Annotated in this window: 16 protein-coding genes; 6 read left to right on the forward strand and 10 right to left on the reverse strand. The window is 64.2% G+C overall.

The window, feature by feature from the left end; all coding sequences use genetic code 11:
* Nucleotides 1–29: 29 nt before the first annotated feature.
* The 5 genes from B9Z01_RS31730 to B9Z01_RS31750 all read right to left on the reverse strand — a co-directional run bounded on the left by B9Z01_RS31730 (nt 30) and on the right by B9Z01_RS31750 (nt 5050).
* Nucleotides 30–665, reverse strand: a complete 636-nt coding sequence (locus B9Z01_RS31730) for a helix-turn-helix domain-containing protein (protein WP_085489498.1) — start codon at nt 663–665, stop codon at nt 30–32.
* A 284-nt stretch (nt 666–949) separates the two neighbouring features.
* Complete coding sequence (locus B9Z01_RS31735) at nt 950–1771, reverse strand: isocitrate lyase/PEP mutase family protein (protein ID WP_085489499.1); 822 nt, start codon at nt 1769–1771, stop codon at nt 950–952.
* Nucleotides 1772–2189: 418 nt separating this feature from the next.
* A complete protein-coding gene (locus B9Z01_RS31740) occupies nt 2190–2501 on the reverse strand; it encodes a DUF4148 domain-containing protein (protein ID WP_085489522.1) in 312 nt (103 codons plus the stop codon).
* A gap of 191 nt (nt 2502–2692) precedes the next feature.
* Nucleotides 2693–3793 carry an aldose epimerase family protein gene (locus tag B9Z01_RS31745; RefSeq protein WP_085489500.1) on the reverse strand — a complete coding sequence of 367 codons (1101 nt, stop codon included), beginning with the start codon at nt 3791–3793 and terminating at the stop codon, nt 2693–2695.
* 33 nt (nt 3794–3826) lie between these two features.
* A complete protein-coding gene (locus B9Z01_RS31750) occupies nt 3827–5050 on the reverse strand; it encodes a XylR family transcriptional regulator (RefSeq protein WP_085489501.1) in 1224 nt (407 codons plus the stop codon).
* A 272-nt stretch (nt 5051–5322) separates the two neighbouring features.
* Between B9Z01_RS31750 and xylA the strand changes: the two genes are divergently transcribed.
* The 6 genes from xylA (at nt 5323) to B9Z01_RS31780 (ending at nt 13862) form a co-directional block, all read left to right on the forward strand.
* Nucleotides 5323–6645: a xylose isomerase gene (gene xylA / locus B9Z01_RS31755; RefSeq protein WP_085489523.1), complete on the forward strand. Its 1323-nt coding sequence runs from the start codon at nt 5323–5325 to the stop codon at nt 6643–6645.
* Between the two features lie 189 nt (nt 6646–6834).
* Entirely contained in the window at nt 6835–7863 is a 1029-nt protein-coding gene (xylF, locus tag B9Z01_RS31760) for a D-xylose ABC transporter substrate-binding protein (RefSeq protein ID WP_085489502.1), read from the forward strand.
* A gap of 96 nt (nt 7864–7959) precedes the next feature.
* On the forward strand, nt 7960–9519 hold the full coding sequence (gene xylG / locus B9Z01_RS31765; RefSeq protein ID WP_085489503.1) for a D-xylose ABC transporter ATP-binding protein: 1560 nt from the start codon (nt 7960–7962) through the stop codon (nt 9517–9519).
* Nucleotides 9516–10715, forward strand: a complete 1200-nt coding sequence (locus B9Z01_RS31770; protein ID WP_085489504.1) for a sugar ABC transporter permease — start codon at nt 9516–9518, stop codon at nt 10713–10715. The genes xylG and B9Z01_RS31770 overlap by 4 nt, the downstream gene beginning before the upstream one ends.
* A 346-nt stretch (nt 10716–11061) precedes the next feature.
* Entirely contained in the window at nt 11062–13332 is a 2271-nt protein-coding gene (locus B9Z01_RS31775) for a xanthine dehydrogenase family protein molybdopterin-binding subunit (RefSeq protein ID WP_085489505.1), read from the forward strand.
* A 44-nt stretch (nt 13333–13376) separates the two neighbouring features.
* Nucleotides 13377–13862 (forward strand): (2Fe-2S)-binding protein, encoded by a 486-nt coding sequence (locus B9Z01_RS31780; RefSeq protein WP_085489506.1) that lies wholly within the window; start codon nt 13377–13379, stop codon nt 13860–13862.
* A 217-nt stretch (nt 13863–14079) separates the two neighbouring features.
* Here the strand turns inward: B9Z01_RS31780 and B9Z01_RS31785 are convergent, their stop codons facing one another.
* Genes B9Z01_RS31785 through B9Z01_RS31805 form a run of 5 tightly spaced genes read right to left on the reverse strand, consistent with a single transcriptional unit; the run spans nt 14080 to nt 19774 of the window.
* Nucleotides 14080–15669: an efflux transporter outer membrane subunit gene (locus tag B9Z01_RS31785; protein ID WP_085489507.1), complete on the reverse strand. Its 1590-nt coding sequence runs from the start codon at nt 15667–15669 to the stop codon at nt 14080–14082.
* On the reverse strand, nt 15666–16673 hold the full coding sequence (locus B9Z01_RS31790; RefSeq protein WP_085489508.1) for an efflux RND transporter periplasmic adaptor subunit: 1008 nt from the start codon (nt 16671–16673) through the stop codon (nt 15666–15668). Before B9Z01_RS31790 ends, B9Z01_RS31785 begins: the two co-directional genes overlap by 4 nt.
* Nucleotides 16670–16879, reverse strand: a complete 210-nt coding sequence (locus B9Z01_RS31795; protein WP_085489509.1) for a DUF1656 domain-containing protein — start codon at nt 16877–16879, stop codon at nt 16670–16672. Before B9Z01_RS31795 ends, B9Z01_RS31790 begins: the two co-directional genes overlap by 4 nt.
* 45 nt (nt 16880–16924) lie before the next feature.
* Nucleotides 16925–19024 carry an FUSC family protein gene (locus tag B9Z01_RS31800; RefSeq protein ID WP_085489510.1) on the reverse strand — a complete coding sequence of 700 codons (2100 nt, stop codon included), beginning with the start codon at nt 19022–19024 and terminating at the stop codon, nt 16925–16927.
* A gap of 6 nt (nt 19025–19030) precedes the next feature.
* Nucleotides 19031–19774: a MarR family winged helix-turn-helix transcriptional regulator gene (locus B9Z01_RS31805; protein WP_085489511.1), complete on the reverse strand. Its 744-nt coding sequence runs from the start codon at nt 19772–19774 to the stop codon at nt 19031–19033.
* Between the last annotated feature and the right edge of the window lie 914 nt (nt 19775–20688).

The following is a 20688-nucleotide window of genomic DNA, read 5'->3' on the forward strand; positions in this document are numbered from 1 at the left end:
TGCCGCGCATTCACGTACCGCGCCGCGCGTTATTTCTTCGTCGAACCAATGGCGATTGACGGCGTTTGCGGCAGGTCCGCGTTGGTCGCCATCCACAACACTTCCGCGTCCTCTTCGCTGGTGGACACCGCGGCATGGCCCGTGCGGCTGTCGAAGTAGAGGCTGTCGCCCGCGTTCAGGTGCGTCGGCGCGTACAGCTCCGAATAGAGACACACGCTGCCGCTGATCACGTACAGGAACTCTTCGCCTTCGTGGCGGCCCCAGTCGTCGAACGCATCGAGCGTGTGCGCGGAAATGCGGATGCGAAACGGCAGCATCGCTTTGTGCGCGAGATCGGTGGCGAGCAATTCCATCTGATAACCACGATAAGCGTGGCGTTGGCCTTCATTTTTGCGGGTCAGCGCGCGCCGGCCGCTCGCGCTCACTTTCGGCGTGGAGCCGAACAGTTCGCCGATTTCGATCTTCAGTCCAAGAACGATTTTCTGCAGCACGTCGAAAGTGGGGGACATCAGGCCGTTTTCGACTTTGGACAGCGTCGAACGCGAAACGCCACAGAGGCGGCTCGCGGTTTCGAGCGTCAGGTCCTGCGCCTGACGGGCGGTGCGCACGCGCCGGCCGAGGTCGGTGGTGGAAGGGTCGATGGGTTTGGTGAGGTGGGTGTCCATGAGGCTTGCGGCTGGTTCGGGTCCGCGTTTTATCGTGGCGAGTGATGTTTCCGATCATAACATTTGACGCAACGGACGCATCCGGCAGGGACGGGCGGCGGGGCTGACGGGCGGCGTACACCGGTTTGAGTGCGCCTGTTCAGTGCCGATGCGGCCCGCGGCGGGATAGGAGGTGGGACGTTGTGAGATGCGCAAGGCGTTCGCGCGCTTTTTCGCATTGGAAACGCCGGCCGCTTCCGCTACGAGCAACGCATGATGCGAACGCTTTGGCAAAGTGCTTATCGTCACGCGCCGCGACTGAACAGCTCGTTGAGCTGCGAGCCGGGCGCTGCGCCGGTCAAGTCGAAGCGGCCGTCGGCGAGCGCCTGGGCGGCCTGCATGAAGCCACCCCACGCGGCGCGGGCGAGCCCGCCACCGACGCTGATGCGCCGCACGCCGAGCGCCGCCACGTCCTGCAGCGTGAGCTTCGACGTCGAGCCGATCAGCAGGTTGAATGGTTTGGGCGCAACTGCGGCGACCACCGCCTCGATCTGCGCGGGCGTCTGGATGCCGGGCGCGTACAGGCAATCGGCGCCCGCCGCGGCGTATGCCTTCAGGCGCGCTATCGTCTCGTCGAGATCGGGCTTGCCGGTGAGAAAATTTTCCGCGCGGCCGATCAGCAGCGTGTCGCCGCCCGTCTCGTCGATGGCCCGGCGCGCCGCGCTGATGCGCTGCACGGCAATGTCGACGGGAAAGAGCGGCGCCGCAGGGTCGCCGGTCGAGTCTTCGATCGATAGGCCCGCCACACCAGTCGCGACCGCGAGCTTCACGCTTTCGGCGACACCTTGCGGATCCCGGCCAAAGCCGTTCTCGAAGTCGGCGTTGACCGGCAGATCGGTCGCCTCGACGATGGCGCGCAAGTGCGCAAGCACCGCTTCACGCGGCAGCGTGTTGTCGGCGTGTCCGGTGGACCACGCAAAACCGGAACTCGTCGTGGCGAGCGCCTTGAAACCGAGGGTTTGCAGATAACGCGCGCTGCCCGCATCCCAGGGATTGGGCAGCACGAAACAACCGGACGTATGCAGGGCACGGAAGGCGGCGCGTTTTTCAGCGGCGTTGCGGGGCATGGCATGTCTCCATGAAATGAGGGAGCCGACGCCCCCTCGTTGATCGTGCAACATCGGGATTTACCACAGGGAAGTTTATTTCCGTATCGAACGCATTGTTGACCAGATTCGTCAACATGAACTGTGCGCTCAACGCGATGAATCGGCGATGTTCGCATCGCTGAAGCTTGCCGTCTTCACTTCATGAGTCGTGCGCAGAATACAAAAGCGGGCGCATGCTTCGAAAAGCATGCGCCCGCTTCACGTGCACAGGGACTGCAAAAAGGGCTGCAAGAGCTGCGTTAGCCGCGGCAAAACGCAAACACTACACAAGCACCGCAAGCGCTCAAAGTGCAGAAAGCGCTCAAAGCGCCGAAAGTACGCAAGCGGCTTCCCCGAACACCTGCTTGTGCCCGCTGCTATACGGTCGCCGTATGCGTCACTGATCCGCCGGGTTCGTCACCATCGGATGCTGTCCGCCCGATTGCGACATTCCCGTCGTCGGCGTGCCATAGCCCGTGGTGTCGCCGTGCGCCATGGCGTTCTGTGCGGCGACGCGCGCTTCGGCCGCCTGAATATCGGCGGGATACGAGGCGTCCGTTGCTTCGGCCGGGTTGTAGCCGGCCTGTTCGAGTTGCTGCAGTTGAGCCTTGACTTCCGCGCGTGTGACCGGCTGCTGGGATTGCGCGAACGATGCAACCGGCGCGGCAATAACGACCGCGAATGCGACCGCCTGGATAAGCGATTTCATGATGTTTTCCTCCGACATTGTTTATCGGCACCGCGGCAATACCGGCACCCATTAACGGAGTCTAGAAAGCAATGAACCTTAGGGAAACCACCAGGCAGTTAATTCAGTATTGACCCAAACAACAAGTCGGCTCGTTGTAATAGCGGCGTTCCGCCGTTCGTAAGGGAACGGGGCAATCAGCGCAAAATTGCTCAAACTCCCTTGCGTACATCGACGCGATAAGCGGTTATTTGCCGGTAAGTAGCGCCGGGCCGCACGATCACTTCATCCTGCCCGGTCATATTGACCTGATTCGGAAAGCTGCCTGCTTCAAGGCACAAACCCGCATGCCGTTGATAACGCACGCCGCCGCGTCCGCTGTCGCCGTTCAGCGCATTGCCGGTGTAGAACTGCAAGCCGCGCTGATCGGTCGAGACGGTCAGCTCTCGTCCGCTGCCGGGGTCGTACGCGCGGGCAACCTGACGCACCTGTGGCGTGCTTTCATTCGCGCCGCCCGTGCCCGCGCCGCCTTCGTCCGCATCGCGCAGCACGTAGCAATGATCGAAGCCGCCGGCTCGCGCGAGTTGCGTGTGCGGCCAGTCGAGCCGCGCGCCGAGCGGCGCGCTCTGCCGGAAGTCGAATGCGTTGCCCGCGACGTCGGCGAGCTTGCACGGAATCATTGCGGCGTCGACTTCGAAAAAGCGTTCGGCGTCGATCGACAGCACGTGGCCGCGAATATCCGTGCCCGCGCGGCCCGTCAGATTGAAGTACGGATGGCTCGTCAGATTGAGCGGCGTCGCCGCATCGGTGATCGCTTCGTATCCGATCGTGAGCGTGCCGTCGTCGTCGAGCGAGTAGCGCACCTGCACGGTCACGTTGCCCGGAAAACCCGCGTCGCCTTCGGGCGACTCGAGGCGCATCAGCAACGCGCCGTCATCCTCGCTCACATCCCACAGCGCGCGATGAAAGCCGACCGTGCCGCCGTGCAGCAGATTCGCGCCTTCGTTGCGATCGAGCGTGTACTCGATACCGTCGAGCATGAAGCGCGCGCCGGCAATGCGGTTCGCCCAGCGGCCGATCAGCCCGCCCATGTAGGTCGTGGCCGCGACATATTCGGCGGGCGTGTCGTGGCCGAGCAGAATGTCGCCGAGACGTCCCGCGCGATCCGGTGCGTGCCATGAGACCAGCGTCGCGCCGAGGTCGCTGATGGCGACTTTCATGCCGTGCGCGTTGCGCAGTGTGTAGAGCCGGACGCGATCGCCGCCGTGCAGCGTGCCCCACGGCTCGGAAGAAAGTTGTGCGATGCTGATCATGTGGTGAATGCGGAGAAAAAATAAAAAATGTGCTCAGCCCGCCGCTTTCGTCGGCTCCGAACTCACGCGCTCCTGGTATTCGCGCGGCGTGCAGCCGAGTTCGCGGCGAAACACCGCGTACATGTATTGCAGCGACGTGAAGCCGCAGCGAATCGCCACTTCGGCGCTCGACGCATCGCGTTTCGCGAGCAGCGACTTCGCGACGTCGAGCTTGTGGCGCAGGATTTCCTGATGCACGGTGCACTGCCGCTCGCGCCGGAAGTACTCTTCGAGCGACGAGCGCGACACGCCCACATAATCGGCCACCTGTTCGGTGCGGATGCCCTGGCATGCGTACTGGCGAATGAAATGCCGCGCGCGCATCACATAGGGACTCGCAAGCGGCTGATGCCGCGTCGATTCGAGCACGTTGATGCCGACCGGCGGCACGAGAATGCGGCGCCCCGGAAAACGCGCGCCGTGCAGCATCTGATGCAGGATGTGCGCAGCAGTGCGGCCCATTTCCTCGGTGCCCTGAATGACCGAGGAAAGCGGGATGCGCGTGAGCGTGCGGGTGAGCGGATCGTTGTCGATGCCGATGATCGCCACTTCCTCGGGCACCGCAATGCCCGCGATCAGGCAGGCCTGTAATAGGTGCCTTGCGCGCGCATCGGTCACCGCGATGATGCCGACCGGCTTCGGCAGTTGCCGCAGCCATGCGGTGAGCTGCTCGATTGCCTGGTTCCATGACGGCGCGCTCGTCGACAGGCCGCGATAGATCTCGCTGCCGACCTGCGCGGCGCCATGTCCGTCGACGCTGCGCAAATGGGCAAATGCGAGTTCGCGCTGCTGCGCCCAGCGGTTTTCCTGCGCCTGCGGCAGGCTGTACAGCGCGAAGTTCTCGAGGCCCGCGCCGATCAGATGCGTGTAGGCGAGCGACACGAGCTTGCTGTTGTCGGTCGCGATATAGGGTAAATCCTCAGGGTACTGCGCCGGGTCCGCATACGACGAACCCACCGCGACCACCGGCAACGGACAGCCGCGCAGCGCTTCGTAGACGGCGGGATCGTCGAAATCCGCGATGATGCCGTGGCCGTCGAAGCGCTCGATGCCCGCGAGCCGGCAGCGAAAGTCCTCTTCGAGGAAGAGGTCCCATGCGACCCGCGTCGACAGCAGGTAATTGCCGATGCCGGTGATGATTTCGCGGTCGTAGACCTTGTTCGCGTTGAAGAGCAGGGCGATCCGATGGCTCGTCTGGGGTGCTTGCGGGCGGGTCATGGCGGTAATCGGCGTGCGGCTGGAGTCGCCACGGCGCCTTTGTCTCCTTTCTGTCGAGGGCTCGCGTGCAGCCCCGTTTTTAAGCGTCTGGTTATTCTAGGCCCCGAATTGCGCGCTCGTAGTAAACAAACGCGCGGGCGGTAAGAAACATCAAGCGTACTGAGCAATTTCGCAATTGCCGGCACATCGTGCAAGCGGCAGCATGGCGTCACTTCGTCGGCTGGCGCGGCGCCGTCGCGCGGGTTGCGGTGCAACATAACAAGGAGACGCAGATGTCCTACTTCGAACACATCCCCGAGATTCGCTATGAAGGTCCGCAATCGGACAACCCGTTTGCGTACCGCCACTACGACAGAACCAGGAAAGTGCTCGGCAAGACGCTCGAAGAGCATCTGCGCATTGCAGTGTGCTACTGGCATACGTTCGTGTGGCCCGGCGTCGATATCTTCGGGCAGGGCACGTTCCGGCGCCCATGGCAGCAGCCCGGTGACGCAATGGAACGGGCGATGCAGAAAGCCGACGCCGCGTTCGAGTTCTTCTCGAAGCTCGGTACGCCGTACTACACGTTCCATGATACCGACGTCGCACCCGAAGGCGCGAGCGTCAAGGAATACAGCGAAAACTTCCTGCGCGTGTCCGACTACCTCGCGCGCAAGCAACAGGATACCGGCATCAAGCTGTTGTGGGGCACGGCGAATCTGTTTTCGCATCCACGTTACGCGGGCGGCGCTGCAACCAGCCCGAACCCGGAGATCTTCGCATTTGCCGCGACTCAGGTGCGTCATGCGCTCGACGCGACGCTGCGGCTCGGCGGTGAAAACTACGTGCTGTGGGGCGGCCGCGAAGGCTACGACACGCTGCTCAATACCGACCTCGTGCGCGAACGCGAGCAGTTCGCGCGCTTCCTGCACATGGTGGTCGACCATGCACACAAGATCGGCTTCAAGGGCTCGCTGCTGATCGAGCCGAAGCCGCAGGAGCCGACCAAGCATCAATACGACTACGACGTCGCGACCGTGCACGGCTTTTTGCTGCAACACGGGCTCGAGAAAGAGATTCGCGTGAACATCGAGGCGAATCACGCGACGCTTGCGGGACACTCGTTCCATCACGAAATCGCGACGGCTTTTGCGCTCGGCATTTTCGGCAGCGTCGACGCAAATCGCGGCGATCAGCAAAACGGTTGGGATACCGATCAATTCCCAAATAGTGTCGAGGAACTGACACTCGCGTTCTACGAAATTCTGCGCCACGGCGGCTTCACGACGGGCGGCATGAACTTCGACGCGAAGGTGCGCCGGCAAAGTGTCGATGCGGAAGACCTGGTTCATGGTCACATCGGTGCGATCGACAACCTCGCGCTCGGTCTCGAGCGCGCGGCGGTGCTGATCGAAAACGAGAGCCTCGAGCAGTTCAAGCGTCAGCGTTACGCGGGCTGGGACACGGAGTTCGGCCGCAAGATCCTGTCCGGCGAGTACTCGCTCTCGGCACTCGCATCGGACACCATCGCGCGCGAGCTCAATCCGCAACATGCGAGCGGGCAGCAGGAGCGCATGGAGAACATCGTGAATCAGGCGATTTATAGCGGACATTGAAACGCACTCCGGTGCGCGCAATGGCAGCCTGAAGTACTGCATGCACGAAATGAAGCATCACACAAAGATCGCGCGGCCACGCTGATCGCGCGAAACAGGAAGCTTGTGGGTTGTTGCTTATCCGGTTCTGCGGCTCGCAGCGCAGACCGACCCATCCGGTATTCCGGCTATCACAACAAGGAGACGGAAATGAAATTCGCAATGCGTCGTAACGTACTGGGTTCGCTGCTGTGTGGAGCAGTGCTCGCCAGCCTGTCGCTTGCCGCGCCGCTCGCGCACGCCAGCAAGGATCACCCGGAAATCGGCTTCTGTATCGACGATCTGCGCGTCGAGCGCTGGTCGCGCGATCGTGACTATTTCGTCGCCGCGGCGGAAAAGCTCGGCGCGAAAGTGTCGGTGCAATCGGCCGATGCGAGCGAGGAGCGTCAGATCTCGCAGATCGAAAACCTGATTTCACGCGGCGTCGACGTGATCGTGATCGTGCCGTTCAATTCGAAGACGCTCGGCAACGTGGTCGCCGAAGCGAAGAAAGCGGGTATCAAGGTCGTCTCGTATGACCGCCTGATTCTCGATGCCGATATCGACGCCTACATCTCGTTCGACAACGAGAAGGTCGGGGAAATGCAGGCCCAGGGCGTCTATGACGTGCGGCCGAAGGGCAATTACTTCCTGCTCGGCGGCGCGCCGACCGACAACAACGCCAAGATGCTGCGCCAGGGGCAGATGAAGGTGCTGCAACCGGCGATCGACAAGGGCGACATCAAGGTAGTCGGCCAGCAATGGGTGCCGGAGTGGAGCGCTTCGACGGCGCTGCGCATCATGGAGGACGCGTTGACTGCGAACAACAACAAGATCGACGCCGTCGTCGCCTCGAACGACGGCACCGCCGGCGGCGCGATCCAGGCGCTGGCCGCCCAGAACCTCGCGGGCAAGGTGCCGATTTCGGGCCAGGATGCCGACCTCGCGGCCGTCAGGCGTGTGATGGCCGGCACGCAGACGATGACCGTCTACAAGCCGCTCAAGCTGATTGCGGGTGAAGCGGCGAAGCTCTCGGTGGCGCTTGCGAAGGGCGAAAAGCCGGCGTTCAATGCGCAATACGACAACGGCAAGAAGAAGGTCGATACGGTGCTGTTGCAGCCGACCAAGCTGACGAAGGCCAACGTCGACCTCGTCGTGAAGGACGGCTTCTACACGCAGGCGCAGCTCGCGAGCCAATAAGACGAAAGACGGGCGCGGCGTGATTGCCACGCTTCCCGGGCCATGGCGCCGGGAAGCGTTGTCCGCACCCGCCCACCTTGCAGCGAGGCATAGCGAATGACGCAACCTCTACTGACGATGCGTGGCATCGTCAAAGCGTTTTCCGGCGTGAAGGCGCTCGACGGCATCGACCTGACCGTCTCGCCGGGTGAATGCGTGGGCCTGTGCGGCGAGAACGGCGCGGGCAAATCGACGCTGATGAAAGTGCTTTCGGGCGTCTATCCGCACGGTACCTGGGAGGGCGAAATCACCTGGGAAGGCGAGCCGCTCAAGGCCACGAGCGTGCGCGATACCGAGCGCGCCGGCATCATCATCATTCACCAGGAACTGATGCTGGTGCCGGAGCTGTCGGTCGCGGAGAACATCTTTCTCGGCAATGAGATCACGCTGCCCGGCGGGCGCATGAATTACGCGGCGATGTATCAGCGCGCCGACGAACTGCTGGGCGAACTCGGCATTAGCGGCATCAACGCCGCGCAGCCGGTGATGAACTACGGCGGCGGCCATCAGCAACTGATCGAGATCGCGAAGGCGCTGAACAAGCGTGCGAAGCTGCTGATTCTCGATGAACCGTCGTCGTCGCTGACCGCGTCCGAAATCGCGATTCTGCTCGACATCGTGCGCGATCTGAAGCGGCGCGGCATTGCCTGCGTGTACATCTCGCACAAGCTCGACGAAGTCGCGGCTGTTTGCGACACGATCAGCGTGATTCGCGACGGCCGTCATGTCGCGACCGAGCCGATGCATTCACTCACCACCGACCGCATCATTGCGCTGATGGTGGGCCGCGAGATCAAGAACCTGTTTCCGCGCGAGCCGCATCCAATCGGCGACGTCGTCTTCGAAGCGCGTAACGTGACCTGTTTCGACGTGACGAATCCGCGCCGCAAGCGCGTGGACGACGTGTCGTTCGCGTTGCGGCGCGGCGAAATTCTCGGCGTGGCCGGGCTCGTCGGCGCGGGCCGCACGGAACTGATGCAGGCGATCTTCGGCGCGTATGCGGGTATGAGCGAGGCGAGTGTCGTGCTCGACGGCAAGCCGCTGAAGATTCGCGCGCCGATCGACGCGATTCGCGCGGGCATTGCGATGGTGCCCGAGGATCGCAAGCGTCACGGCATCGTGCCGGGCCTGAGCGTCGGTCATAACATCACGCTCGCCGTGTTGCAGCGTTTCGCGTCGGGCGGGCGCATCGATTCCGCGGCCGAACTCGACACGATTCACACGGAAATGAAGCGGCTTTCGGTGCGCGCCGCGAACCCGATGCTGTCGATTGCGAGCCTCTCGGGCGGTAATCAGCAGAAGGCCGTGCTCACGCGCATGCTGCTGACCGATCCGAAGGTGCTGATTCTCGACGAACCGACGCGCGGTGTCGACGTCGGCGCGAAATACGAAATCTACAAACTGATTTTCCAACTGGCGCAGCGTGGCATGTCGATCGCGATGGTGTCGTCTGAATTGCCGGAAGTGCTCGGCATCAGCGACCGTGTGCTCGTGATCGGCGAAGGCGAGTTGCGCGGCGACTTCGTCAACGACGGCCTTACGCAGGAGGACATACTCGGCGCCGCGATCCGCCCTGTGCATCTATCTTCGAACCCAACCGCAGCGAGTGCCGCATGACTCCCGAAGTGACTTCCCAACGCACCGACAATGCCGTGCCGCGAGGCGCATTCGGCGGCACACAGCGTATTCAGCAGCTATTTGCACGTTACAAGATTCTCGCCTTGCTGATTGCCGTCGCCGTGATTTGGACTTTCTTTTCAGTGCTCACGCACGGCGCGTTCGTGACGCCGCGCAACATATCGAACCTGCTGCGGCAAATGTCGATTACCGGCATGCTCGCGTGCGGCATGGTGTTCGTCATCATCGCGGGTGAAATCGATCTGTCGGTCGGCTCGCTGCTCGGCCTGCTCGGCGGCGTCGCGGCGATTCTCGACGTGAACCGCCACTGGCCGATCGGCGTGACGATACCGGTGGTGATGCTGCTCGGCGTGGCGGTCGGCGTGTTCAACGGATGGTGGTCGACGTACCGGCGCGTGCCGTCGTTCATCGTCGGGCTCGGCGGCATGCTTGCGTATCGCGGCATCCTGCTCGGCATCACCGGCGGCTCGACGATCGCACCGGTGTCGGACGGCTTCGTGTTCGTCGGCCAGGGCTACTTGCCGCGGCTCGCGGGCGACACGCTCGCGGTCGTGCTGTTCCTGTTATTGGCATTCCTGACGATGCGGCAGCGCGCGAACCGTCAGCGTTATCAGTTGCGCGTCGTGCCGCTCTGGCAGGACGTCGCGAAGGTGATCGGCGCGGGCGCGATACTCGCGGGCTTCGTCGCCACGCTCGACCGCTACGGCGGCATTCCGGTGCCCGTGCTGCTGCTGCTCGCGCTGCTCGGCATCTTCACGTGGATCGCGACACAGACCGTGTTCGGGCGCCGCATCTACGCGGTCGGTTCGAACCTCGAGGCGACACGGCTCTCCGGCGTCAACACCGATCGCGTGAAGCTCGTCATCTTCGCGCTGATGGGGCTCATGTGCGCGTTCGCCGGCATCATCAACACCGCGCGGCTTGCGGCCGGCTCGCCGTCGGCGGGCACGATGGGCGAACTCGATGCGATCGCCGCGTGCTTTATCGGCGGCACGTCGATGCGCGGCGGCTCGGGCACCGTGTACGGCGCGCTGATCGGTGCGCTCGTGATGGCGAGCCTCGATAACGGCATGTCGATGCTCGACGTCGATGCCTACTGGCAGATGATCGTGAAGGGCTGCATCCTCGTGCTGGCCGTGTGGATCGACGTGATGTCGGGCTCGAACCGCCGCTGATGAGCGGAGTTGCAACACGCGAGGCGTGCCGGCGCAACCCGGCACGCCGCTGTCGCGCAGCCGCGCTTTGCGCTTTGCGGTTCGCGAATGGCGAATCGCGATTCGCCGTTTGCAGTTAATGAAACACCCCACGATTTCCTTCCCCCGCCTTCATCGCGCGTATTCCCGTACCCGCTGGCCGTTTGAAGCGGGCGCGCGCATTTAAGTCTCCCGCCCGCCTGTCCGTCTTATTACTATTCGCGAACGCAGCGCAAACATGGTCCGCCAACACGGTCGGGCGTCTGTGCGCTTTCGCCGCTGTCCCGCCATCGTGCGAGCCGATCGAGCCAAGCCATCGAGCCATGCAATGTTAACGCGCAGAACCTTCCTGCTCGGCGGCGCCAGCGCGGTCGGCGCGCTGCTGGTCGGCTGGTCCGTGCTGCCGCCGCGGCAGCGTCTGACCACCTCGACCCCACTGCCGGCGCAAGGCTCGCAGATCGCGCTCAATGGCTGGGTCAAGATCGCCGCCGACAACAGCGTGACGATCATGATGTGCAAGGCGGAGATGGGGCAGGGCATTCACACGGGCCTCGCGATGCTGCTCGCCGAGGAACTGGACGCGGACTGGTCGCAAGTGCGTGTGGATGAAGCGCCGATCGACAGGATCTACAACAGCGTGCAGAGCATCGTCGACGATCTGCCGTTCCGCCCCGACGACGATAGTCTCGTCAAGCGCGGCGCCGTGTGGATCACGCGCAAGGCGGTGGGCGAGTTTGGCACGATGATGACGGGCGGCTCGTCGAGCATCAACGACCTATGGACGCCGATGCGCGAGGCCGGCGCATCGGCGCGCGCGATGCTGATCGGCGCGGCGGCCGGGCAGTGGCATGTGGCGTCCGGCGAATGCCGCGTGGAAAAGGGCTATGTGCTGCACGCGTCGGGCCATAAGGCGAGCTTCGGCGAGTTGTCGTCGATGGCGGCGCAGCAGCCGCTGCCGCGCAAGGTCGCATTGAAGCAGCCCGCCGACTTCAGGCTGATCGGACAGCCCGTGCGCCGCATCGAAGCGGCGTCGAAAATCAACGGCACGGCGCGCTTCGGCATCGACGTATTGCCTACTGGTCTGCTGTACGCGAGCGTCGTGATGTGCCCGACGCTCGGCGGCACCGTCGCGCATTTCGACGACACACCCGCGCGGAAAACGCCGGGTTTCATCAAGGCATTCGCCGTAGCGCCGTATGCGGGCGGAACCGGCGGCGTGGCCGTGATCGCGGACAACCCCTATCGCGCAATGAGCGCCGTCACGGCGATCGCGGTGGACTGGCAGGAAGACGCGGCCGCGAAGGTGTCGAGCGCGGAGATCGAGCGCCGCCTTGTCGACGCGCTCGATGACACCGGCGCTCATGTGTACTTTCATCGCGGCAACGTCGACAGTGCGATGAGCCGCGCGGCGCGCACGATCGACGCCATGTACCACGTGCCGTATCTCGCGCATGGCGCCGTCGAGCCGCTCAACTGCACCGTGCAGGTTGCGGACGGCGCCGCCACTGTGTGGGCTTCGACGCAGGTGCCGGGGCTTGCCCGGCAGCACGTGGCGAAGGCGCTCGGCATCGATGCTGAGTTGGTCGACATGCAGCTGCAGTTATTGGGCGGAGCATTCGGGCGGCGTCTCGAACTCGATTTCATCGTCCAGGCCGCGGCGATTGCGCGCGAGGCGGAGGGTCGTCCGGTGCAAACGATCTGGTCGCGCGCGCAGGATTTCACGCATGATTTCTACCGGCCCGCATGTGCGGCCAGGCTCCAGGCCGGCTTCGACGAGCACGGCAAGCTGGTGGCGTGGCAAGCGAGGTCGGCGGGCCAGGCGATCGTGCCGGAATCGCTCGCGCGCTACTACGGAGTGCCGCGCATTCCGATCGACAAGACCACCTGCGAAGGCGCGTTCGACCAACCGTACGAATGGCCCGCCGCGCGCGTGTCGCACAAGATCGTCGAGTTGCCGGTGCCGGTTGGCTTCTGGCGCTCGGTCGGCCATTCGCACCAGGCGTTCTTCACCGAGAGCTTCACCGACGAAGCCGCCGTCACAGCCGGCCAGGATCCGGTCGCGTTTCGCGCGATGCTGCTCGCGCGGCATCCGCGTCACCTGGCCGTACTAAAACGTGTCGAAGCCTTGTCGGGCTGGGGACGTCCGCTCGCGCATGCCGCTGACGGCGCGCCTTGCGCGCGTGGCGTAGCGTTGCACGAGGCGTTCGGCAGCGTCGTCGCGCAGGTCGCGGAGGTGTCGATTGGCCCGAACCGGCAGATTCGCGTGCATCGCGTGGTGTGCGTGATCGATTGCGGCTTGCCGGTGAATCCGAATCTGATCCGCCAGCAGATGGAAGGCGGCATCGTGTTCGGCCTTTCCAGCGCGTTGCAGAATGAGATCACGATCGTCAACGGTCAGGTGCAGCAGAAGAACTTCGTGGATTTTCCGGTCGTGCGGATGAATGTATGTCCGGTGATCGAAACCGACATCATGCCGAGCCAGTTGCATCCGCAGGGCGTCGGCGAACCAGCCGTGCCGCCGATCGCACCGGCGGTAGCCAATGCGGTGTTTGCGTTGACCGGGCAGCGTTTGCGCACTCTGCCGTTGAAGCTCGCCTGATGGGAAGAAGGGTTGGCCGAGGCCACGCGATTCAGGAGAAAAACATGGGAATACTGAATATCAACGGAAGCATGGTGCAGATCGAGGCCGCGCCGGACATGCCGCTGCTATGGGTATTGCGTTGCGATCTCGGTATGACCGGCACGAAGTTCGGCTGTGGCGTGGGCATCTGCGGCGCGTGCACGATCAATCTCGATGACGTCGCGTGCTTTGCCTGCCAGACACCGATGTCGAGCCTGCACACGCAGAAGATCACGACGATCGAAGGCATGCAGGGCCGCGAGGCGCAAGCACTGAAGGCGGCGTGGATCGAACTCGATGTGGTGCAGTGCGGCTATTGCCAGAGCGCGCAATTGATGGCGGCTTGCGCGTTGTTGAAGCACAAGCCGAATCCGACCGACGCGGATATCGACGCGGCGATGACGCCGGTGGTGTGCCGTTGCGGCACGTATCCGCGGGTGAGGGCGGCGATTCATCTGGCGGCGAAGGGGGTGAAGGAGGCGAAGGGGGCAAAGGAACGCCAAGGCTGAACACCCTCATGCCGCCCTCAGCAGCCCAGACTCAGTTCGCCAACATCTCCACCATGGCGACCACCGCGGTAAAGATGCCGATGCATCCGCCCAACGTGACGACCCCCTGCATGAATGGCGACATATGTGACCCCGTAGCGTGTAGTGGTGTCACGTATTTAACCGAAAACGAAAGCAAAAAGAAAGATTTTCAAAAATAATTCGTAAGGTAAGTCGGTCAGGGTGTTTTGCTGGTTGCGGTTGCCGGCGTGGCTGCTGCCGCCTTGGCCGCGACAGGTGTGGCCTTCAGCTGCGGCGGCGTTTCGCCCGGCGTACTCTGTCCCCCGACTTCCCAGCCGCCGCCGAGCGAGAGGAACAGGTTGACCTGATCGGCCGCCACCTGGCCTTCCGCGGCCGCCAACTGCGATTTCGCCGCTGTCAGCGTGCGCGTCGCGTCCAGATCGGAGATGAACGACTCGCGTCCGCTGAGATACAGCCGATGCGTTTCATCCGCCGATTGCGCCGCCGACTTCAGCGCCGCGCGCAGCGATTCGGCGCGCTCGTAGTCCGACGCATAGGTCGCAAGGTTGGTCTCGGTTTCACGCAGCGCAGTCAGCACCACGCCGTCGAACTTCGCGAGCGCGGCCTGGCTCGATGCTTCCGCTTCGCGCACGCGTTGGCGCGCGCCGTTGATCGGGAAGTCCCAACTGATGAGCGGACCGAAGGCCCAGCGCGCCGTCGGCGACGTGCCGATGTCTTCGAGAACGCCGGTGAAGCCGGTTGACGCGCCGATGCTCACGCTCGGATAGAGCGCCGCGGTCGCGACGCCGATGCGCGCCGTCGACGCCGCGAGCTGACGCTCGGCTTCGTGCACGTCCGGGCGGCGGCGCAGCAGCGCGGCGCCGTCGCCGATCGGAATCGGCTGGCTGATTTGCGGCAGCCGGTCGCACGCGAGCACGGCTGGCGGCAGATCGGACGGCGCACGCGCGAGCAGCGCCGCGAGCTGGTATTGCGCGATCTTGCGGCGCGCCGTGTAGCGCGGGATGTCGGCCGCCAGGTTCTCGACCTGGGTCTGGCCGCGCGTGACTTCGGTCTGATTGCCGCGGCCCGCGTCGCGCAGACGGCGCGACACGTCCACCCGCTCCTTCTGCAGCGTGAGTGATTGCTGCGCGATGCGCAGCTCCTCGGCCGCCGAGCATTGCTCGACGTAGGAGCGCACCACGTCCGCCACCACGGTGATGCGCGCGAGGTCGCCCGCCGCTTCCACCGCCTCGGTGTCCGCCGATGCCGCTTCGACGCCGCGGCGCAGCTTGCCGAACAGATCGATTTCGTACGAGACGTTGATGCCGAGGTCGGCTTCGTTCACGACCGGCAGTTTCTCGGTGAGCAGGTATTGCTCGGCCGATTCCTGCGCGCGTTCGACCACGGCCGACGCGCTGCCCGAAAAGCCGCCCTGGGCTTGAGCGACGCCCAGCGCCTCGCGCGAGCGCGCGAGATTCGCGGCCGCGACGCGCAAGTCGGTGTTCGATTTCAGCGCTTCGTCGACGAGGCCGTTCAGCACCGGATCGTCGTATAGCTTCCACCAGACGGTCGGCATGTTGCGGGTCGACGTCAGCGTGGGGTCGGCGCCTTCGAGCGCTCCATTGGCGAGCGGCGCGTTGACGAGCGCCTGCTTCGGCAGCGCGTAGTTGGGGCCGACGTTGATGCAGCCGTTCAGCGCGACGGCGAGCGGCAACAGCGGGAGCAACGGAAGCAGCGGACGAAGTGGGCGCAGCGGCGGCAGCGCGGGCAGCCGCGCGAGCGAGGACAGGGCGCGCGCGAGCTTCATTGCGAGGCGCCCGCCGAAGCCGCGGCCGACGCAGCGGAACTGGAAGCCACGGCCGACCCAGGCGCCACCGGCGCGGCGGAAGCGGCCATCGAGCCCGAGGCCCCCGCCGTTCCCGACACCGCCCGCCTTCTGACCGGCGACAGATCGCGCACCGACACCGTCGCGGTGCGGCCCGCGATCATGCGGAAGTCGGTGGGCACCTCGTCGAGCGCGACGCGCACCGGAATGCGCTGCGCGAGCCGCACCCAGCTGAACGCGGGATTCACGTTCGGCAGCAGATTCGCGCTTTGCGTGCGGTCGCGGTCTTCGATGCCGGCGACGATGCTCTGCACGTGTCCGCGCAACGGCGTCGGCTCGCCCATCACGGTGATGTCGACCGGCTGGCCGATGTCGATGCCGCGCAGCTTGGTTTCCTCGAAATAGCCGTCGACGCGGAACGAATGCATGTCGACCACCGCGACCACGGCGCGGCCCGCCGAGACGAATTCGCCGACGCGCGGCGCGCGATCGTTCAGATAGCCGTCGACCGGGCTCCTGATCGTCGAGCGTTCGAGGTTCAGCTTCGCGGTGTCGATCGCGACGTTTGCGTCGGCGAGCGCGGCTTCGCCCGTTTCGACGCGCGAGCGGCTCTCCTCGAGCACCTCGGTCGCGACGAGGTTGCCGAGCTGGCGGTTGCGCGCGTATTCGCGGCGCGCCTGGTCGAGCGTCGCGCGGCGTTGCAGCGCGGTCGCCTCGGCCTGGCGCAGCGCGAGCGTGTAGCGCGCCTGGTCGATCACGAACAGCACCTGGCCCTGCTTGACCTGCTGGTTGTCCGCCACCTCGACCGATGAAATTAGCCCCGAGATATCCGGCGCGACCTGGATCACGTCAGCGCGTACGTGTCCGTCGCGGGTCCACGGCGCAAACATGTAGTAGTTGACCAGTTTCCACAGCACGAGCGCTGCGATCACTACGACGATCAGGGTCAACAGAATCTGACCGACGGAGAACCAGGTTTTTTTCACGTTATTAGTCTGTGCGAAACGACGACGACAAGGCCCAGCACCAGCACATAGATGCCGAGATCGAAGATGGAGCGATGCCAGACGAAGCGGTAGAAGCCGACGTACGCGAGCACGGTGCGGATCGCGAGGTTGATCAGATAGGCGACCAACATCAGGACCAGCACGGACGGCACGAATACGCCGAAGATATCGATTTCACCGATCATCGCGGGAACTGGAAAAAAGGGGGAACGGGCGGCTGAACGGGCGCATCACGCGGAAGCCTCCGGTTCGGTTGGCGTCGGTTTCGTGAGCGTGGCCGGAAACAGTGAAAGACGCAAGCCGACGAGCGCGTGCAGCGCGTCGCGCAACTGGCGCGCCGAGGTCTGCGAGGTTTCGGTCGGCGCCGCGGCATTCGCGAGCCCTTGCGCGGTGACGCGCGCGACGGCCGCGTCGATCGACGACATCAGGCTATCCGGCACCGGCTCGCGGCGGCGTCGGGAGACGCAGCTCTCGTAGTAAGTGCGCACTCCATCCAGCACGTGATCGATCGCGGCCGGCGCTTCGCCGCCGAGCTTGCGCGTGAGGCGCCGCAGATCGAGCGCATTGAACGCGATGCGCAGATCGCGGAAGCTCTCGATCGACGGATGGCGGTGGTCGTCGGTCGCGGCGAGACGCGGGATCAGCTGCATCAGCCGGTCGAGCATGCGTGCGGCGAGATTGCGCGGGTCTTCGATCGGCCGCGTCGACGCGGTCAGCGCGACGTCGGCCCAGCTCGAGCGCAACAGGCGCGCTGCGGCGAGTTCAGCGCCGAACGGGCGCGTGACGCGCGTCCACAGATACGCGTAGAGCAGGCCGGAGAGGCCCGCGAGATTCGCGTTCATGAACGTGAGGAAGTTGGCGTCGTATGCGTCCTGAATGCTGATGAAGGTCGCCGTGTTCACCGCGACCAGCACCGTCACCATGTTGAATTGCGGGCGCGGAATCAGCGTGCCGACCAGAATGAACGGCACGGAGAACATCATGACCAGCATCGGGAAATCGTGTACCTGCGGCAGCACGACGAACAGATAGACGCCCGCGGCCAGCACGCTGACGGCAGTCGCGACGAAGAAGCGAAACACGAATGGCGCGGGCTCGTCGAGCGCGGCGAAGAAGCAGCAGGCCACCGCCGCGAGCGTCACCGCGCTCGCGCCGTCGTTCCAGCCCGAGCTGATCCACAGTGCGCACGCGAGAATCACCGCGAGCCCGACCGAGACGGTCGCGAACAGCATCATGCCGCGGTCGTAGAAGCGCTCGGTGCCGCCGAGCCGCCAATGGCGGAAGTGCGGCCGCCACGAGCCTTCCTCGCGCGTGATGATGATGCGCAGCGAGCGGCAGTCCTGCCATACGTCGATCACCTGCTTCAACCGCCACAGCGCGTTCGACAGCAGCGCGCCGTCCCAATGCGCCAGCGCGGCGGCGGGCGGGCGCATCGCGGCGATGCGCTCGCGCAGCGCGTTGGCGGTTTCGTCCGCGCGGTAGCCCTCGCTCGGCGCGGGCAGCGGCTGGTTGAACCACTTGATTACGTCGGCGAGCAGCGCTTCGAGACCGTCGGGCCAACTGTGGCGGCTGTTGTAGAGCGCGAGCAGCGGATCGGCGAGCGACGACATGATCGGCAGCAGCAATTGCATGCGCCCGCGCAGTCCGTGCGCACGCGCGAGCACGTCGGGCTGGGTGTGATCGTAGGCGAGCTGGCTCAGCAGCAGTTCCAGACCGTTGGTCGTGCTCGCGAGCCGCTGACGCGCGCCCGAGATCGCCGAACTGGCGATGCGGCCCGACAGCGTTTCGGTTGCGTAGAACGCGGCGTCGTGAAACCAGGCATCGGTGCGCTCGATGATGGTCGGCGCGAGACGGCTCGGAAACAGCGAACTGCCGACGATGCTCGCACAGACGATGCCCACCAGGATTTCCTCGGTCCGGCTGACCGCGAGATCGAACACGCCGGTGGGATTCGTCACCGAGGGCAGCGCGATGATCGGCATGGTATAGGCGGCGAGCATGAACACGTAGCTGCGTGCGGTGCGGTCGGACACCGCGAGGTACAGCATCGTGCCGGTCCAGATCGCGACGACCACGCTGAACAGATACGGCGATTCGACGAACGGCGGCACGAGCAGTACCGCACCCGATGCGCCGAGCGCGGTGCCGAGTGCGCGATAGATCGCCTTCGAGCGGGTCGCGCCGATGAACGGGTTCGACACGATGTAGACGGTAGCCATCGCCCAGTACGGCCGCGGCAGCTCGAACGCGAGGCCGATGTAGAGCGCGAGCATCGCCGCAAAGAAAGTCTTGACCGAGAACAGCCAGTCGCGAAGGGTGGGGTAGACCATAAACCTTTACGCGGAATCGGCGTTGTGCGGCGCCGTGGCGCGGGCGCCGCCTTTGGTGGACTTGCGCGCCTTGACGGCGCCGCGCGTTTTGCCGGCGGCTTTACTCGCGCCCTGGCCGGTTTGGCCGCTCTGGCCGGCAAGGGGGGCGTGCTTCGCGGGCTCGCGCTTCACCGACGATGTGCGCTGCGGCGATTCACGCTTCGGTGCATCGCGCTTCGTCGTTTCACGTTGTATCGGCCCATGCTTTGCCGGATCGGAGCGCGCATGCGGCATGCGGCTTGCATGCGCGTCGCGTTCGCCACCTGGCTCGGCGCGTCCGGCGGCGTCCGTCGCGAACGCGTCCAGCACGCGCAACGCGGCTTCCAGGTCGTCGCGCGATACGCCTTTGAGCGCCTGTGCGCGCAACGTGACCAGCTCCTCTTCCATCTTCGCGGTGACCGCGCGGCCTTCGTCGGTGAGCGCGACGGTCTTGGCGCGACGGTCTTCGGCATCTTCCTCGCGGCGCATCAGACCCGCCGCGCATAACTGATCGAGCAGCCGCACGAGCGAAGGCCCTTCGATGCCGACGTGATCGGCCAGCGTGACCTGGCGCACCGCCGAGCCAAGCCGGCTCGCGGTGAGAAGCGGCGTCGCGCACGCTTCGGAGACGTTGAAGGCCGCCAGCACGCCATGACTCGTGCGTCGCCACTTTCGGGCAGCGACGACCAGGGTGCTGCTTACCGTGCGGCGCAGGGCATCGAGATTCGACATGGGCGGTATTGTATTTCCAAAATATTCGTTAGCAAACTATTGAATCGGAAATTCCGGCCGTGCCGGGAGAGTCTGCTGCGCGAATGCGACAGTCGCGTTAAATGGGCTGGGAGGGGGCTTGCTTACAGTTATGTTGGCTGCGCCGGCGCGCGCGTGAACGTTCTGATGATCGCGATTTCACTCGCGACGATGGGGTCGGTTCGAGATTGGGCGCGAGGCATGGCGGCACAGGCGGTCGTGCTTCGTGCGCAGCGCGAGAGAACGGTTTTGCTTCAATGACTTGGCGGGGTTGTGGAGTGGTTATCCACAGGCTTGCGAACATTTTCTGTGGAAAAGCTCGCAGGCGGCTTTTTGCGAATCTTCTATTGGATATCCGCCGCCTTTTCCTGTTGAGCAACCTCGGCGTTGGTGTTCTCTCTATTGGAGTAAGAGTGTGCAGGCGATAGCCGCGAAGCTTCTCAGCCAGGGCGGTAAGTGAGAGGTCCTCGTCTGAGTGCAAAAATTCATCACTGAAGGTTCTCTCTCCTCTGGTGTTCTTCGGTTCTTATGGTTGGTGAGTCTTTTAATTAAATCGGATGACTAACTAAATTGAGTCTGGTGTGACAGTGCTCCTTTTTTAAGCGCTTCGATTTTTTAAATAAATTGTGAGATGGGGCTTGACGTGTTGTGGTGGGCTCTCCATAATCTCGTTTCTCTGCTGCAGACGCAGCGACGCAAACGAAGCGGTGCCGGATAGTTGGGGTACCGCGGGTGTTGTGACCGATCTTTAAAAACCTACAGCCGATAAGTGTGGGCACTTGATGCGGGATGCGGGCCGGCTCTTTCGGGAGCTGGCTGAAGCGAAAGTATCAAGAGTCTCACACCAAGTATTAGAGGAAGGTTTTCGCCTGTCGCGAGACAGGCAGAAATCCATC

It is taken from the genome of Paraburkholderia susongensis (assembly GCF_900177725.1).
Lineage (GTDB): Bacteria > Pseudomonadota > Gammaproteobacteria > Burkholderiales > Burkholderiaceae > Paraburkholderia > Paraburkholderia susongensis.